Source organism: Neorhizobium sp. T25_27, from assembly GCF_002968565.1.
GTDB classification, from domain to species: Bacteria; Pseudomonadota; Alphaproteobacteria; order Rhizobiales; family Rhizobiaceae; genus Neorhizobium; species Neorhizobium tomejilense.
This window is the reverse complement of record NZ_PVBJ01000007.1, coordinates 249,410-266,509: the sequence shown is the minus strand read 5'-3', so window position 1 is coordinate 266,509 and position 17,100 is coordinate 249,410. Positions and strand designations below refer to the sequence as shown.

The window sequence follows — 17,100 nt, the reverse complement described above, 5'->3', positions numbered from 1 at the left end:
GTTGCAAATCTATCCTCAGCGCAAATCTCGTCCGTCAAGCAGGCCGAACGTTTGGCTCGGAAGAGCCTGACGCTCGCGCGACGAAGGAAATCCCACGGATTGCCCGCCGATTGGAAATCCTTCCCAAGATAGAGCCACAAAACGCAATCGACAAAGTCTATCAACGAAATAGACTAAAGTGAGCCAACTGAGGCGCTCGAACCCGTTTCGGGCGCGGCTTGGTCACCAAACTGGATCGCGTTCAGGAGCTTATCGATGCAACCCGAATTCATCGGCCATACATCCAACCGGGAAGGGTCCGACATCGTCCCCGCCTCCGGCCCGATCATCGACAAAACCTATATCCGCAACCACGTTCAGGCTGCGGAAGCCGCCGGCATCGATCGGCTTCTGATTGGCCAGTTCGCGCAATGGCCGGACAACAACCAGATCGCGTCTTACGTCTTCAGTCAGACGGAACGCATCGGCGCGCTCCTTGCCCATCGACCCGGCCTGATGGCGCCGACGCTCGGCGCCCGCCAACTCGCCACCCTCGACCAGTTTTCCGAAGGCCGCGTTTGGGTCCATATCATCACCGGCGGATCGGATGCCGACCAGGCCCGCGACGGCGATTTCGAGGACCACGATACCCGTTACGCCCGCACCGATGAATATCTGACCGTGCTGAAGAAGGTCTGGGAAAGCAACCAGCCCTTCGACCACGAAGGCCGCTTCTATAAGTTCAAGGGCGCCTTCAGCCAGGTGAAGCCATACCAGAAGCCGCGCATCCCGATCTCCTTCGGCGGTTCCTCCGATGCCGCGATCGCGGTCGCCGGCAAGCATGCCGATATCTACGCTCTCTGGGGCGAACCGTTGGACGGCGCGCGTGAGACGATCGCCAAGGTGCGTGCCGCAGCCGTTGCCAACGGCCGCGCGGCGAGCGACATCCGCTTCACGCTCGCCTTCCGGACCGTTGTTGCCGAGACGGAGGACGCTGCCTGGGAAAAAGCCGCCGATATCCTGCAAAAGGTGAAATCGCAAGTCGCCCGCGTGGCCGGCGGCAATGGCGAAAAGCTGCCCTCGAATGTCGGGTCGGTGCGTCTGCGCGAAGCGGCCAAACGCGGCAAGGTGCTCGACAAGCGGCTTTGGACCGAGGTTGCAGAAGCAAGCGGCGCCGGCGGCAATTCCACCGCACTGGTCGGGACGCCCGAACAGGTGGCCGACGCGATCCTCGACTATTACGACGCCGGCGTCTCGAACTTTCTCGTGCGCGGCTTCTATCCGACAGAAGACACCGTCACTTACGGGCGCGATGTGGTGCCGCTCGTGAAAGCCGGGATTGCCGAACGCGAAGCCAGAAAGGTAGCCGCGGAATGACCACGCCGCTCGATATCGTCGATATTCATACGCATCTCTGGCCGCCGGCCTGGGGACCTGGCGGCCAATATGCCAAACCCGCCAGCGGCTTTACTCCCGATCTTTATCGCAAGATCACCACGCCGCAGGCGCTGGTGGATGAGTTCCAGGCGGCCGGAGTATCGCTCGCGATTGTCACCGCAACGATCGAAAGCCTGTTCGGTGCCGAGGGACCTGTCGATCCTGCCGCGGTTCGCGAGGCAAATAACTGGCTTGCCACCATCTCCCATTACGACCAGTCGCTGGTCGGCTTTGCCGTCACCGACGCGTTCAGCGGTGAAGAAGGTGCGCGCCAAGCCGAACGCGCAATCGGCGAACTCGGCCTGTCGGGCCTCGTGATCGATTCTTCGCGCGACGGCAAATTCCTGGCCGATCCGTCTGTCAGGCCTACCCTCGAAGTTGCCGCACGCTACAAGGTGCCCGTCTTCGTACACCCGGTCGCCCATCCGAATTCGCAGGTGCTGATCGCAGGCGCCGGCACGCTCGGCAATTCCCTTGGCCGCGGGCTGATGAACGGCATCGCCTTCCTGTCGGTCATCCAGTCGCCGCTGCTCGACGACTTGCCGGACCTTCACCTCATCTTTGCGACCCTTGGCCTTGGCGCGATCGTTCAGGCGGCGCGCGGCGGCATCTATGGACGTGCGGAGAGAGCCGCGGGCAATCGGCCGAACATTTATTTCGACACGATGGGGCACGACCCCGCTGTCATCCGCACGCTGAGCGGTTTCTTTGGCGCAGAAAGAGTGCTGGCGGGCACCGACTGGCCGATCCTGGCGGCACTCGACAGGAAGACCCTCGCCGCCAGCCTCGCTGAGGCCGGTCTGAGCGAGACGGAAGCACGCCTTGTGGCCGGCGGCAATGCCAGACGCCTGCTCGGGTTTCGAGAGGCGCAAGCCCAAGCGGCCGAATAGACTTGGCAGACGGCGGGGCCCCGGACCGAAATCCGGGGCCTTCCTCTTCAAGAGTTTTATCCGTCGGCCGGGCTCCGTCCCTGATCAGGCAACGCGCTGGGGACGGGCGAGCGGAATGACTTCGCCGGATGCGGCAGCCGAGCGGGGTACGCGACCTTCGACCGGATGACCCGGGTCAGTGAAGCCCGGCGTGGACGAATGGCCGGTCGCAACCAGCCGGTCGACGAGCCCTTCATCCTCCGCATCGAGCTTCACGTCGAGTGCGCGGATATAGGCATCCCACTGCTCCTCGGTGCGTGGGCCGGCGATCGCCGAGGTGATCAGCTTGTTGTTGAGCACCCAGGCCAATGCGAAATCGGCAGGCGAAATACCCTTGGCCTGCGCATGCGCGGCGATCTGTTTGGCGATGCCGATCGATTCCTCGCGGAACTCCACGTCGTGCATGCGCTTGTCCCCGCGGCCTGCGCGGGTATCGGCGGCTGGGGTTTCTCCGACATTATATTTGCCGGTGAGAACACCACGCGCCAGCGGGCTGTACGAGACGACCCCGAGACCGTAGGCGGCAGCGGCCGGCAGTTGCTCGGCTTCAGCCGTCCGGTTGACGATGTTGTAGAGCGGCTGGCTGGCGATCGGCCGGTCGATGCCAAGCTGGTCGGCGAGATGCGCGACTTCCGCGATACGCCAGCCGCGGAAGTTCGACACGCCGAAATAACGCAGCTTGCCGGCTTTGATCAGGTCGGCGATCGCCCGGACCGGCTCGTCCAGGGGCGCATCGAAAACGGCACGGTGAAAGTAGAGGATGTCGATATAGTCGGTATTAAGATTGCGCAGCGAATTCTCGACCGTCTGGTAGACCCACTTGCGGGAATAGCCGCCCAGGTTCGGCCCCTTGTTGTGGGAGTTGACGAACTTGGTCGCCACCACCCAGCTGTCGCGGTTCTTCTTGATACCGCGCCCGACCACCTGCTCCGATTTGCCGTTGTGGTAGACGTCGGCGGTATCGATGAAATTGATCCCCTGTTCATGCGCCTTGTCGATGATGCGGAAGGCGACGTCGTCCGGCGTCTGGTTGCCGAACATCATGGCTCCCAGCGTCAGCGGCGAGACCTTCAGGGCACTGCGCCCCAGATAGTGATAGTCAACCATTCAAAAACTCCCTTATTTCAGTTGATGCTATCCGCGAAATGGCAGGCGACCTGGTGGCCGGGTGCAATAGCGCGGAATTCGGGTTCGTCTGCGCGGCAGAGATCCGTCGCGAGCGGGCAGCGAGTGTGGAACCGACAGCCAGAAGGAATGTCGCTGGGGCTCGGCAGGTCACCGCCGAGGGGGGCGGCCTGGCGCGGCCTTGCCGGGTCGGGCACCGCATCCATCAGCGCGCGCGTATAGGGATGTCGCGGATCGGACCAGAGCGTCGCATTATCGGCGCTCTCCACGATCCGCCCGAGATACATGACCATCACTCGGTCGGCGAAATAGCGCACCACCGAAAGGTCATGGCTGATGAAGAGATAGGAAAGGCCGAATTCCTTCTTCATCTCGACGAGCAGGTTGAGGATCTGCGCCTGGATGGAGAGGTCGAGCGCCGAGACGGGTTCGTCGCAGACGATCAGTTCGGGATTGAGGAGCAGCGCCCGGGCGATGCCGATGCGCTGACGTTGGCCGCCGGAAAATTCATGAGGATAGCGATTGATGGATTCCGAGGGCAACCCGACCTTGGCAACGATATTGGCGATGATCTGCCGCCGCTCAGTGCGATCACCGACCTTGTGGACGATCAGCGGCGCCTCCAGGATCTCGCCGATGGTCTGGCGCGGATTGAGCGAGGCGTACGGGTCCTGAAAAATCATCTGGATCGACTTGCGAACGCTTTGCAGGCTTCGCTGGTCGAGCACAGTGATATCCTCGCCCTTGAATTCGATGCGGCCCGCCGTCGGGTCGACCAGTCTGAGCACCGTTTTGCCGAGCGTAGACTTGCCGCAGCCGCTCTCGCCGACGAGTCCGACCGTTTCGCCGCGTTCGACGACGAGATCGATACCATCGACGGCCCGCAACAGGCCGTCCCGACTCTTGTAGTGGGTCTTGAGGTCAGAGACTGAGAGCAGCGGCATGGGGCACGGCCTTGATGGATGTCGTGAAGGGACAGGCGACCAGCCGATCCTCGGCCGGAACGGTGAGTTGAGGCACGTGATGGCTGCAGCTGGCGCGCGCCTGATTGCATCGCGGCCGGAACGGACAGCCGGTCTCGCCGACGGCCGAGACGATCGAACCGGGAATCTCGGTGAGGGCCCCGTCACGATAATGGAAATCGTGCTTCAGCCGCGGCGAGGCCGCGAGGAGGCCACGCGTATAGGGATGCAGCGGATCGTTGAAGAGGTCGTCCGGCAGCGCCTGTTCCACCTTGCGGCCGGCATACATGACGACGACCTTGTCGGCCCATTGCGCCACGACACCAAGGTCGTGGGTGATCAGCACGACGGCCATTTGAAGCTCGCGCCGCAGCGTATCGAGCAGGTCGAGCACCTGCGCCTGGATGGTCACATCGAGCGCGGTTGTCGGCTCGTCGGCGATCAGGAGTTTCGGCTTGCAGGCAACGGCGATCGCGATCATCACACGCTGGCGCATGCCGCCGGAGAGCTGATGCGGATAGTCGTCAACGCGCTTTTCCGGCGCCGGAATACGAACCAGCCTCAGAAGCTCGATCGCCCGCTCGCGCGCCGCCCTGCTGGAGAGCTTTTCGTGAACCTGCAGCACCTCAGCGATCTGGCGGCCAATGGTCATGACCGGGTTGAGGCTGGTCATCGGCTCCTGGAAGATCATGGCGATCTCGCGGCCGCGCAGATGCCGCATCTCGCGCGCACCGAGCTTGGTGAGATCGCGCCCACCAAATGAAATGCTGCCATTGGCAATCCGTGCGGCGCGCGGCAGGAGCTGCATCAGTGCAAGCGCGGTCAGCGACTTGCCAGAGCCGGATTCGCCGACAATCGCCAGCGTCTCGCCTTGGGAAATTTCGAACGAGAGATCGCGGACGGGCTCGGCACGGGGAAATCGGATGGTCAGGTTGTCGACTTGAAGCAGCGGGGCCATGGCTCAACGATCCTGCGAGAAACGGGGATTGAGGGCGTCGTTCAGGCCGTCGCCGATGAGGTTGAGGGCCAGTACCGTAAAGACGATCGCCAGCCCTGGCAGCGCGGTCAGATACCAGGCGGTGCGGACGAGCTCGCGACCGGTACCGATCATGGAACCCCAGCTCACCACGTTCGGATCGCCGAGCCCCATGAAGGAAAGCGCCGATTCCATGAGAATTGCCGTCGCCACCATGACCGACGAAGTAACGATGATCGGTGGCAGCGCGTTGGGCAGGATTTCCCGGAAGATGATGCGGGCGTGGCCGTAACCGAGGCTGCGGGCCGCCACGACAAAATCCTTCTCGCGAATGGCGCGGAATTCGGCGCGGGTGAGCCGCGCCACCGTCGGCCAGGAAATGACGGCGATGGCAAGCGTCACCGTCGTGGCCGAGGGCTGGGCGATCGCCACCAGCACGACCAGCAGCACGAAGCTCGGCAGCGTCTGGAAGATTTCGATAAGCCGAACCAGTAGATCGTCGATCCAGCCGCCGAAATAACCTGCAGTCGAGCCAACCAGGACGCCGAACGTCAGCCCCAGCGCCGTTGCCATGAGCCCGACGAACAGTGAGATGCGCGAACCATGCAGGATACCGGCAAGCACGTCGCGGCCGAGCGAATCCGTGCCGAGCGGATAGGCGGGGCTCTGCCCCGGCCAGAGAAACGGGCGGCCCACCATGGACAGGGGATCGTCCGGATAGAGGATCGGCGCGGTAAGGGCGACGAGGATGACGAAGACAAGGAAACCCGTGCCGAACAAGGCGTTCGGGTTCGACAGAAAAACCTTCAGCGCCCGCCGTCCGTTGGTCACCGCAACCGCTGCGCTCTGTTGCGAGCGGGCGTCCGGAGCCTTCATATTGGACCACGCCGGCCCCTCGGTTGCGGCACTCGCCGCAAGCGCCTCGCGCTCCGCAGCGGATTGGCGTTCGGCCGCAAGGCTGCGGAAGTTTCCGACATCGGTCGTGGACATCAGCGGGCTCCAATACGAGGGTCGAGCCAGGCGTGGATGATATCCACGGCGGCATTGGCGATGATGACGAGAAGCGAAGAGAGAAGCAGGATGCCGAGCAGCACTGTGAAGTCGCGGCCCATGACCGCTTCGAAAGCGAGCCGGCCGAGGCCCGGCCAGCTATAGACGGTCTCGACCACCACCGCGCCACCCAGCATGCCGCCGATATGCATGCCGGCCATGGTGGTGATCGGGATCAGCGCATTGCGCAGGATATGGCGGGCGGTGACGCCGAAAGGCGTCAGCCCCTTGGCATAGGCGGTACGGACGAAATCCTGGTTCTTGACCTCCAACATCGAGGCGCGCGTCAGCCGGGCATAGATCGCCACGTAGAACAGCGCGAGCGACGTCGCCGGCAGCACCATGTAGCGCGCCTTGTCAAGGATTGCCGGCAGGCCGGTTAGTCGCGACCCGATCGTCCCGGCGCCGCCGCTCGGCAACCAGCCGAGCTTCACGGAGAAGAAGACGATCAGCATCAGGCCGATCCAGAAGCTCGGGATGGAATAGAAAAGCAGCGAAAAGATCGACAGCAAGCGATCCGGAATACGGCCGGCGAAAGATGCCATCAGCGAACCGAGGATGACGCCGAGCAGGATGGCAATGGTCAGCGCGAAAGCCATCAATGTCAGCGTGCCCGGCAGGCGCTGGGCGATCAGGTCCGCGACCGGCATGCCGTAGCGTGGTGAAAATCCAAGGCTGAAATGCGCAAGATTGTTGAGATAATGCCCGAGCTGTACGAGGACGGGATTGTCGAGGCCGAAGCGCGAGCGCAGTGCCGCCATGCTTTCCGCCGTCGCGGAGCCCGCCTCGCCGGCCATCACGTCGGCTGCGTCACCGGGTGCCAGCTGCAGCAGAAAGAAATTCAGGATGACGATCCCGAGGACGGTCGGGATCGCCTGCAGCAGCGTGCGTCGCAGTGTTCGTCCAATTCTCAGCAGCGCCGGCATCGTGCTCCGCCTCTCAGGTTCACGTTAGCTGCACGGAGCAGCACAAGACTTCCGGAAACACTGATTTCGGCATCCGGTAATTTTGATAGTTGACTAATTCTATAGGCTTTGTCAAATCTGTTTGCGCAAAATAAAACCTGATTCCAATCATTTCTGGAAATCAGGTTCCGATAAATACTCACGCATAATCAGTTTACGCAATTATCTCCCACGTTTCGCAAACCAGAGGCAAGAACACACTCGTTTGCTGCGACTGGAAGAAAAAGGCTTCCGCGGGCCTGAAGACGCGGACGAGGCATAGGAGGATACCATGACCATTCGGAACGCCATTTCTCAAATCTGGTACACGCGCTGCCCTGTGCCCACTCCAGTGGGTCTCGCGACCCAGCTTGGCCTGCTGGATGAAACCTTCGCCAGGGAGGGTATCACCCTCAACTCGATCATCGACAACAAGGACCGGAACATCCGGTCCAGCCATTTCGATCATCACCTTGACTATTCCTTCCGCCACGGCGGCAATGTCCCGCCGATCCGAGCCCGCTCGGAGGGCAATCCGACGCGCCTCGTCGGCATTACCTGGACAGATGAATTCCAGGCGATCATTACCCTACCCGGCACAGGAATCAGAACGACGAAGGATCTCGTCGGCCGTCGCTTCGGCATCGCCCGCCGCCCACCTGGCGTCGTCGATTTCATGGCCGCCACCGCGCTGAAGGGCCTGGTCTCCGCACTTTCGCTGGAAGGCCTCACCCAAAAGGACGTCGAGATCGTCGACATCGCGCTTCCCGATTCGGTACTCGACAATCGCGAAGGCCCGCAGCTCTACGGTCTGCGCAACCAGCAGGCCTACGGGCCGGAAATCGCCGCGGTGCTGCGCGGCGAGGTGGACGCGATCTACGTGAAAGGCACGTCGGGCATCAGTGTCGCCAACCTCTTCGCAACCCACACGGTCGCCGAATTCGGTTTCCACCCCGATCCGAAGATCCGCATCAATTCCGGCTCGCCACGCATCCTCACCGTCGATGAGCGGTTCGCCGACGATCGGCCGGATCTCGTGGCAAAGCTCATCGGAACCTTGAAGCGGGCCAGCGCCTGGGCGGAAAGCCATCCGGACGACGTGCGCCGCTTCGTCGCCCGCGAGGTGGGCGCATCGGAAGAGGTCGTGGCCTCCGCCAACGGACCGCACCTCCACGAGCATCTCGGCATCGGGCTCGAGCCTGACTTGGTGGAAGCAATCGGCCACTACAAGGATTTTCTGCACGAATGGGGCTTCCTCGCCTCCGACTTCGATATCGACGCCTGGGTCGATCATCGTCCCTGGGCACTGCTCGAAACCCGTGCCGTCGCCTGATCGGAGAACATGATGACCGCTTCGATCGATTTCGCGTCGCTGATTGCCAAAGCTGAGGAACTGGGAAAACGCTTCGCGTTGACTGCCCGTCATTATGACGAGACAGGCGAATTTCCTTTCGCCAATTTCGATGCACTCTACGAAACCGGCCTTCTTGGCCTCGTGACGGCGGTCGAACATGGCGGCCTCGGCGGCGGTCTGACCGAAGCGCTGGCGGTCGTTTCCGCCATCGCCCGCGGCGAACCTTCCACCGCGCTGGTGCTGTCCATGCATTATAACCAGCACTATTCGATCCGCGCTTCGGGCAAGTGGCCGAAACATCTGGTCGAACGCGTCACGAAGGCCAATCGCGAAGGCGTGGCGCTCATCAACGCCGCGCAGGTGGAGCCACGCGTCGGCTCGCCTTCGCACGGCACACCGCCGGAAACGGTGGCCCGCAGGGTCGGCAACGAATGGCGGATCAGCGGCCACAAGACCTATGCGACCGGTATTCCACTTCTGCGCTGGGTCTCCGTGCTCGCCATCACCGACGAGCCGGAGCCGCGCCTCGGTTCATTTCTGGTGCCCACCAGCGCCGATGGCATTCGAGTGGAAAAGACCTGGAACGCCACGGGCATGCGCGCCACCAACAGCGACGACCTGATCCTCGATGATGTCGCGATCCCGCTCGAGGACGTGCTCGACATTGCACCAGCCAGTGAGGGCATCAAACGCGACGAACGCCTGGGCGCCTGGTATTTCAGCCTCGTCCCGGCGATCTATGACGGGGCCGCCCGAGGTGCCCGCGACTGGCTGATTGAATTCACCACATCAAGGGCGCCGGCAAGCCTTGGCGCTCCTCTCTCGACAGTCCCCCGAATTCAAGACGGCCTCGGCCACATCGAGGTCTGGCTGACGACCAACCGCCGCCTGCTCCGCTCGATCGCCGAAGATTTCGATGCAGGACAACCGTTCGGTCCGGATGCGGCGGCGGTCAAGCATACCGTCATGGAAAACGCCATCGCCGTCACCACGCTGGCACTGGAACTCGGCGGCAATCCCGGCATCAGCCGCGACAACCCGCTGGAGCGGCATCACCGGGATGCGCTGTCCGGCAACGCCCATGCGCCCCAGAACAACCTGATCCGCACCATGCTCGCCAGGGCCGCGCTCGGCCGGCATGCCGCTGCACCCGCGACCGTGCTCGAACCGGTGCCCGTGCGCCCTCACCCGCAACCCCGCCTCGCCGTCGTCGGCCGCGGTTAGGAGCCATCATGTCGTCTCCCTCCTCCATTTGGTACACGCGCTGCCCCGCCCCGACGCCGCTTTCGATCGCCCACCAGCTCGGCTGGATCGATCGGCAGTTCGAATCCTCCGGCGTCTTGGTCCGCTCGATCCGCGACAGCAAGGACCCCGTCGTTCGCCAGAGCCATTTCACCCATGCGCTCGACTACTCTTTCCGGCAGGGAGGCAATATCCCGCCGATCTGGGCCCGCTCCGGCGGACGCGGGACGCGAGTCGTTGGCATCACCACCACTGACGAGTTCCAGGCGATTATCGCGCTACGCTCCTCCGGCATAAAGACCAGCGCCGATTTGAAGGGCCGTCGCCTCGGCGTGCCGCGCAAGCCGGACGAGAAGATCGTCGACTTCCAGCGCGCCACGGCGCTGAAGGGGATTGTCTCTGCCCTGTCGCTGGAAGGCCTGGTCCATACCGATGTCGAACTCGTCTATCTCGACAGTACCGAGGCCACCCTGATCGAGCGGGGCAATGCCGCCTTTCTCGGTCTCAAGCGGCGCTACCCTTATGGCGACGAACTCCTGGCCCTTGCCCGCGGCCACATCGACGCCTTTTTCGTCAAGGGGGCGGAAGGAATCGTGCTCGCCAACCAGGTCGGCGCGGTCATCGTCTCGGAATTCGGCTTCCATCCCGACGCAAAAATCCGCATCAACAATGGCACGCCGCGGCCCCTGACCGTCGATGCCCGCTTCCTCGACGAGCATTTCGACCTCGTTACCGACCTGGTCCAAACCGTCGACAGAGTGGCGGCGTGGGCTGAAGCCAATCCGGGCGACGCCGTGCGCCTGATCGCCAATGAGATCGGCGTCGGCGAAGATGCGATCCGGGCAGCAAATGGCCCCGACGTACACAAGCATTTGACGCTCTCGCTGGACGCAGACCAGATCGCCGCTTTCGATCACTTCAAGAATTTCCTCCTCGAATGGGGTTTCATCCCCGCCGATTTCGATCTGCCCGCCTGGATCGACAGCAGGCCACTGGAAGCCGCAAACCGGCGGGCAGCCGCATGAGCCGGATCCTCGTTACCGGCGCGACCGGGAGGCTGGGCCAGCTTCTCGTCGAACAGCTCGTCGCGCGGAACCGGCCGGTCCGGATCCTCACCCGCCGGCCGGAAACGGCACGCAAGCTGTTCGGCACTACCGTCCAGATCGCTGTCGGCGAATTTGCCGACCGTTACTCGCTCGATGCCGCCATCAGGGGCGTCGGGCGGCTTCTCCTCCTGTCGCCGATCAGTGAGCGGTTGGCGGCGGACCAGATCGCCGTAGCCAACGCCGCCGAGACCGCAGGCGTGCGACGCATCGTCAAGATTTCGGGTTCGGATTGGACGATCGATCCGCCCGGCGTCTCGATTTCCGGTGACGCCCACGCCTCCATCGAGCAGCACCTCCGTCGCCTTTCGATTGAATCGATTTCCCTTCGTCCAAATGCGTGGATGCAGGTGTCGCTTGCCAACACGATTCGGCAGGTTCTCGTCGGCAACCCCATCTCTGCAGCCAATCCTGATGCCGGCGTCGGGTACATCGATGCCCGTGACATAGCCGATGTCGCCGTCCATCAGCTGCTGGCTGAAACGGTCTCCAGCACTCCGCTGAACCTGACAGGGCCAGGAATCGTCACGCCGCGACAAATCGCGGTTCTGCTTTCCACCATCCTCAAGCGGCCGGTCGCCTTGGTCGAGAGACCTCCGTCTGCTCTGACGCCTGATGGCGATTTCGAACATCGTGCCGTCGCGGAGTTCGGACGCCTTATTGCGGCCGGTCGGGCGGCTTTGACGACCGACGTCGTTGCCTCGCTGCTCGGCCGCCCACCGCGCAGCGTTGAGTCCTTCATTTCTGAACAATTGGCCATCGAGGCGGCACTGGCCGGATGAGATCATGAGCATTCCCTTCGTCGACATCGCCATTATCGGCGGCGGCCCGGGCGGCCTGGCGCTCGCCCAGGGCCTCAAGAAAAACGGCATCGACACCGCCGTATTCGAACGCGATCCGGTCCGCGCCGATTATGTGCAGGGTTTTCGCATGCGCATCCGCCAGCGCGGCATCGATGCACTTCAAGCCAACCTGCCTGCGCACCTCTACGAGATCTTTCTCGATACGCTTGGCCTGGCACCAACCGAAAACCTCGCCCTCGACGAGCAGTTCAACCGGCTGGACGACGCTGGGCGCAGCGGTGGCGAGCCGGAAGACACCCATATCGAAAAGTCGGTTAGTCGCATTACACTCCGGCAGATCCTGCTTTCGGGCCTCGACCATATATTTCAAACCGGCAAACATTTCTGCCATTACGAGCTTCAGCCGGATGGCACGGTGATCGCTCATTTCGTTGATGGTTCCGCGGTGCGCGCCAACCTGCTGGTCGGAGCCGATGGTGCGGGATCGGCGGTGCGCCGCCAGCTCCTGCCGGATCTCACCAGCATCGACACCGGCGTGCGCCGTCTCGCCGGAAAAATAACGCTCCAGGATGCCGAACGCCACGGCGTTTCGCCATTTCTGACCGACTTCAACACCCATATCCGCCCGCGCGACGGCCGCACGCTGATGATCACCAGCCACCGCGTCGATCCGGCTGCTTATGCCCGTCACGGCCTGATCGGCGGCGAGGACCCGAGCCATAGCAACATTTCCGGCTTCCACTTCAACAACACGACCAGCTACGCCTGGTGGAACACGGCTTACGACGCGAATGAGCTCGGGCCGGACGAAGCACTGGAAAACCTCAATGGTGCCGAACTACTTGATGCGCTCATCGCGCGGATCAAGCATTGGGATGAGCGAATCCTGAAGCTCATCCGGCATACCGACCCCTCGACTGTTGGCTTCCTCAAGGTGAAGAGTTCGACGCCCGGTGCAGTCTGGCGCACTGGCCCTGTTACCCTGCTTGGCGACTCCATCCACGCCATGACCTATTTTCGCGCGCTTGGTGGCAATACGGCACTTTACGATACGGGTCTTCTCGTGCCCCAACTCACCGCCGCCCGCCACCACGGCAAGTCGCAGACGGCCGCTGTCCGCGACTATGAAAACGCCATGCGCGATCACGGCTACGAGGCCGTGCGCTCCTCTCTTTCGGCAATGTTACGCAATGTCGGTGCCGGCCGGCCGCTTTCCGCCGTGGCCGCTCCCCAATAGCTTCAAGGAAATAATCTCATGTCCATTGCCGTCTTCGGCGCCTCCGGAAATATCGGCAGCAATATCCGCCAAGAAGCGCAATCCCGCGGCCACCGCGTCACCGCCGTCACCCGCTCGACGGACCTCGAACCCGCTGAGCGCTTGACTACCCTCAAGGCGGATATCGCCGATGCCGACGATGTCGCGAAGATCGTCGCAGGCCACGACGCGGTGATCAGCGCCTACAGTCCCGGCCTGCGCCGCTACCCAGCGGAAGATGCAGCCGAACTCATTCGCGAGGCGCATGACGCCCTATTCGCAGGCGTGAAACGAGCGGGCGTGCGCCGCCTCATCATCGTTGGCGGTGTCGGCAGCCTCGAGGCAAGCCCCGGCATCGAAGTGGTCGACAGCGATTTCTACCCGGCCGAACACAAGGCTCATACGCTGCGCAACCGCGAAATCCTGCGCAGTCTCAAGCGCGGCGATCATGATCTCGACTGGACCTATGTCTCTCCGCCGCTCTCCATCAAGGCCGGCGAACGCACCGGCAAATTCCGGCTCGGCGAAGACCGTCTGATGCGCGACGAAGCCGGCGAAAGCCGCATTTCGGCGGCCGACTTCGCCATTGCCATTCTTGACGAACTCGACAAGGGCCAGTTCGTCCGCCGGCGCTTCACTGCCGCCTACTGACGCCCACGTATTTAGGATTCCACACGGATGACAAACACACAGCGCAAGCTCAACCTCAATGTCGGCATCAACACGACCGGTTATCTCGGCAATGCCTGGAAATACCGACGCGGCACCCGGCACGATATCACCGATCCCGAATATTACCGGCGCCTGACCGAGCTTGCCCACAAGGGCCTGTTCGACGCGGTGTTCTTCTCCGACCACCCGGCGCTGATGACCGATCCGAACGGCCGCCCCTTCCACACGATCGATCCGCTGATCCTCTGCACCGCTCTGGCAGCCCAGGTGCCGGATATCGGCTTCGTGGCCACCATGTCCTCGACCTACAATTCGCCCTACAATCTCGCACGGCGTACCCAATCGACCGACATCATTTCTGGGGGCCGGCTGATCATCAACATCGTCTCCTCGTTCAATCCGAACGTCGCGGCCAATTTCGGCTCAGAACCGCTGCCGCCGCGCAACCAACGTTATGCCAAGGCATCCGAATTCCTCGACGTCGCCAAGAAGCTCTGGGCGAGCTGGGACCCTGCCCGCGAGGGTGATGTCCCGGAAGACCTGTTCTGGGATGCAACGAGCGCGCACGCGATCGATCACCACGGCGCCTATTTCACGGTCAAGGGGCCGCTCAACGTCCCCCGTGGCCCCCAGGGTCATCCGGTCATCGCACAGGCGGGCGCGTCCGAGGGCGGTATCGACCTGGCCGCGCGTCATGGCGAGATCATCTATTGCAACATCCTGTCTCGTCCTGCCGGGCGGGCCTTCGGCAAAAAAGTCAGGGACCGGGCAGTTGCGTTCGGCCGCGATCCCGCCGGCATCCGCATCGTCCCCGGCCTCGTCGTCATTCTTGGCGAAACACGCGAGGAAGCGCTTCGCAAGCACGAACTCTTCAGCGGCGCCGGCACGGAAGACGGCCTGATCGCCCGCTTCGCCAAGGAAAACGGCATTGATCCCGACGGTTTCGATCCGGATGCTATCCTGGATGCTGAAAGGTTCATCCCCGATCCAAACCGCCTGCAGGCGGTTGGAATGGGCCTTGGGCTTTCCGATCTGCTCACCCACGAGAGGCTGACAGCGAGAGAGGCCGTGCGGCGGTCGGAAGGGCACCACCGCCTCCTGCTCGGCACGCCCGAGGAAGTGGCCGACGGGATCATCGACCTCTGGGCGGATGGAACCGTCGACGGCTATACGCTGCAGCCGCCTCGCGCGCCGGACGATATCGAGGAATTCGTCGAAAAGGTCGTTCCAATCCTGCAGGATCGCGGCGTCTATCGTACCCGGTACGAGGAAAAGACTGTCCGCGAGCGGTACGGCCTACCCTTTCCCGAAACAGACGCCGGCATCAGCAGGAGCGCAGCCATTTCACGGCTGCGCTGAATGGATCTCGAGGAGACCCGGCGCATTCGGAAACTCCAGGCCGAACGCCACGACTCTCCGCATCTCCACTGATATCCACCTTTCGCTTTTCACAGGATCATCCCATGACGTTTTCCAGACGCGGCTTTCACAAAATCGCCCTTGCCGCCGGTGCAATGGTCGCATTGCCGGGAGGCTCGTTCGCCGCAGCCGAGGAGCCAATTTCCGGCGGCACATTAAAGATCGTCTATTTTCCAGAGCCGACGCAGCTCGTTGCGATCAATACCAGCGCTGGCGGCCCGCAGTTCATCGGCGCGAAGATTTTCGACGGCCTCCTGACCTACGATTACGACCTTACGCCCAAGCCTTCACTGGCGAAGGAATGGACCATTTCGCCCGATGGGCTGGAGTATGTCTTCCGGCTGCGCGATGGTATCAAGTTCCATGACGGAAAGCCGCTCACGTCGGCCGATGTCACCTTTTCGATCCTTCGGCTGAAGGAAGCGCATCCGCGCGGCCGCGCCATCTTCTCGCAGGTTGTCGATGTCGATGCATTTGATCCTCTCACCGCCAAGATTAGGCTCGCCAAGCCATCACCGGGGCTGATCACGGCGCTTGCAGGTTCGGAATCGCCCGTCGTGCCGAAGCACATTTTCGAGAGCTTCAAACCGATCGACAATCCAAGGCCGGACCAGATCATCGGCAGCGGTCCCTTCGTGCTGAAGGAATGGCTGCCGGGCAGCCATATCCTGCTGGAAAAGAATCCCGCCTACTGGGATGCGCCTCGTCCCTATCTCGACCGTGTCATCATCCGCCTCGTCAACGATGCGGGGGCGCGATCGGCAGCGCTCGAGACCGGCGAAGTCGACATCGGTCCCAATCCTGTGCCGCTTGCCGATCTTGAACGTCTGAAGACCATTCCAGCGCTTCGGATCGATGACCGTATCTATGCCTATGCCGGCCAGCAGAACCAGCTCGTCATCAATCTGGAAAACCCGTATCTGAAGGAGCTGAAAGTCCGGCAAGCCATCGCTCACGCTATCGACATCAAGGCGCTTATCAACGTCGTGCTCTATGGTTACGCGGTTCCGTCACCGACACCCATCAGCCCGGGATTGGCCAAGTTCCACAACCCCGATATCCCATTTGCCAAATTCGACACCGCACTGGCGGAAAAGCTTCTCGACGAAGCCGGTTACCCGCGCAAGACGGACGGCAAGAGATTCAAGCTCCGGGTCACGACTAACCCTTTCAACCCGCAAACCTATTCTGACTTCATCGCACAGGCTCTCACCAAGATCGGCATCGAGCCTGACATTCAGAAGTTCGATTTCGGGACCTATGTGAAAATCGTCTATACCGACCGCGCCTGGGATCTCTCGGTTGAATCTCTCTCAAACACATTCGACCCGACCGCCGGGGTGCAACGCGTCTACTGGAGCAAGAACTTCAAGATCGGCCTGCCCTTCTCCAACGCCAGCCATTACGAAAATCCGGAGGTCGATCGGCTGCTGGAAGCTGCTGCAGCGGAACCGGATATCGAGAAGCGGGCGAAGTATTTCAAGGATTTCCAGGTCATCATTGCGCGCGATCTGCCCGTCATCAACCTGGTTTCACCAATCCAGCCGATCGTGGGCAGCGTCAAAGTCAGGGACTACGCCCAGGGTGCAGAAGGTCTCGGAGGCAATATCTCGCGGGCCTGGCTCAAGGCCTGACATGGCGACGAATGTCGATTGCCGGGGCAATACCCGGCAATCGAAGACGGTGCGCAAATAATCTTCCTCCTGAAGGGTCAAGCAAGGATCTCGAATTGGTCAGGCGCACCGATGGGCCGGTGCCCGCCAGCGAAGCCCGGCGCACAGACTGCAATCACATAGTCATCGAACATAGGTTCGCAGACGAAGCCCGCAATTGGCGCTGATGCCTTATGC

Annotated in this window: 15 protein-coding genes; 10 read left to right on the top strand and 5 right to left on the bottom strand. The window is 62.3% G+C overall.

What is annotated here, in order from left to right:
- Nucleotides 1-255: 255 nt before the first annotated feature.
- Both C5J24_RS20515 and C5J24_RS20510 read left to right on the top strand, forming a co-directional pair.
- Nucleotides 256-1,356 carry an LLM class flavin-dependent oxidoreductase gene (locus C5J24_RS20515; protein WP_105420489.1) on the top strand — a complete coding sequence of 367 codons (1,101 nt, stop codon included), beginning with the start codon at nucleotides 256-258 and terminating at the stop codon, nucleotides 1,354-1,356.
- Nucleotides 1,353-2,306: an amidohydrolase family protein gene (locus tag C5J24_RS20510; RefSeq protein WP_105420487.1), complete on the top strand. Its 954-nt coding sequence runs from the start codon at nucleotides 1,353-1,355 to the stop codon at nucleotides 2,304-2,306. Before C5J24_RS20515 ends, C5J24_RS20510 begins: the two co-directional genes overlap by 4 nt.
- Before the next feature lie 84 nt (nucleotides 2,307-2,390).
- On the opposite strand, the gene C5J24_RS20505 is transcribed toward C5J24_RS20510, so the two are convergent.
- The 5 genes from C5J24_RS20505 to C5J24_RS20485 are packed head-to-tail and all read right to left on the bottom strand — an operon-like array spanning nucleotide 2,391 to nucleotide 7,384.
- Complete coding sequence (locus C5J24_RS20505; protein WP_105420485.1) at nucleotides 2,391-3,452, bottom strand: aldo/keto reductase; 1,062 nt, start codon at nucleotides 3,450-3,452, stop codon at nucleotides 2,391-2,393.
- 17 nt (nucleotides 3,453-3,469) lie between these two features.
- Nucleotides 3,470-4,414 carry an ABC transporter ATP-binding protein gene (locus C5J24_RS20500; protein ID WP_105420483.1) on the bottom strand — a complete coding sequence of 315 codons (945 nt, stop codon included), beginning with the start codon at nucleotides 4,412-4,414 and terminating at the stop codon, nucleotides 3,470-3,472.
- Nucleotides 4,392-5,390, bottom strand: coding sequence for an ABC transporter ATP-binding protein (locus tag C5J24_RS20495; protein ID WP_105420481.1), 999 nt, complete (start codon nucleotides 5,388-5,390; stop codon nucleotides 4,392-4,394). The genes C5J24_RS20500 and C5J24_RS20495 overlap by 23 nt, the downstream gene beginning before the upstream one ends.
- Before the next feature lie 3 nt (nucleotides 5,391-5,393).
- Nucleotides 5,394-6,398 (bottom strand): ABC transporter permease, encoded by a 1,005-nt coding sequence (locus tag C5J24_RS20490; protein WP_105420479.1) that lies wholly within the window; start codon nucleotides 6,396-6,398, stop codon nucleotides 5,394-5,396.
- On the bottom strand, nucleotides 6,398-7,384 hold the full coding sequence (locus C5J24_RS20485; RefSeq protein WP_046665741.1) for an ABC transporter permease: 987 nt from the start codon (nucleotides 7,382-7,384) through the stop codon (nucleotides 6,398-6,400). The genes C5J24_RS20490 and C5J24_RS20485 overlap by 1 nt, the downstream gene beginning before the upstream one ends.
- Before the next feature lie 310 nt (nucleotides 7,385-7,694).
- On the opposite strand from C5J24_RS20485, the gene C5J24_RS20480 reads away from it, so the two are divergent.
- From C5J24_RS20480 to C5J24_RS20445, 8 genes are all read left to right on the top strand, one after another.
- Complete coding sequence (locus C5J24_RS20480) at nucleotides 7,695-8,735, top strand: ABC transporter substrate-binding protein (RefSeq protein ID WP_105420477.1); 1,041 nt, start codon at nucleotides 7,695-7,697, stop codon at nucleotides 8,733-8,735.
- 12 nt (nucleotides 8,736-8,747) lie between these two features.
- Complete coding sequence (locus tag C5J24_RS20475; protein ID WP_105420476.1) at nucleotides 8,748-9,980, top strand: acyl-CoA dehydrogenase family protein; 1,233 nt, start codon at nucleotides 8,748-8,750, stop codon at nucleotides 9,978-9,980.
- An 8-nt stretch (nucleotides 9,981-9,988) separates the two neighbouring features.
- Nucleotides 9,989-11,023, top strand: coding sequence for an ABC transporter substrate-binding protein (locus tag C5J24_RS20470; protein WP_105420473.1), 1,035 nt, complete (start codon nucleotides 9,989-9,991; stop codon nucleotides 11,021-11,023).
- Complete coding sequence (locus C5J24_RS20465) at nucleotides 11,020-11,883, top strand: NmrA family NAD(P)-binding protein (RefSeq protein ID WP_105420471.1); 864 nt, start codon at nucleotides 11,020-11,022, stop codon at nucleotides 11,881-11,883. The genes C5J24_RS20470 and C5J24_RS20465 overlap by 4 nt, the downstream gene beginning before the upstream one ends.
- Nucleotides 11,884-11,887: 4 nt before the next feature.
- Entirely contained in the window at nucleotides 11,888-13,141 is a 1,254-nt protein-coding gene (locus C5J24_RS20460) for an NAD(P)/FAD-dependent oxidoreductase (protein WP_105420469.1), read from the top strand.
- Nucleotides 13,142-13,159: 18 nt separating this feature from the next.
- Nucleotides 13,160-13,810 (top strand): NAD(P)-dependent oxidoreductase, encoded by a 651-nt coding sequence (locus tag C5J24_RS20455; protein ID WP_105420467.1) that lies wholly within the window; start codon nucleotides 13,160-13,162, stop codon nucleotides 13,808-13,810.
- A gap of 27 nt (nucleotides 13,811-13,837) precedes the next feature.
- Nucleotides 13,838-15,190, top strand: coding sequence for an NtaA/DmoA family FMN-dependent monooxygenase (locus C5J24_RS20450; protein ID WP_105420465.1), 1,353 nt, complete (start codon nucleotides 13,838-13,840; stop codon nucleotides 15,188-15,190).
- A 104-nt stretch (nucleotides 15,191-15,294) separates the two neighbouring features.
- Entirely contained in the window at nucleotides 15,295-16,884 is a 1,590-nt protein-coding gene (locus C5J24_RS20445) for an ABC transporter substrate-binding protein (RefSeq protein ID WP_105420463.1), read from the top strand.
- Nucleotides 16,885-17,100 lie beyond the last annotated feature (216 nt).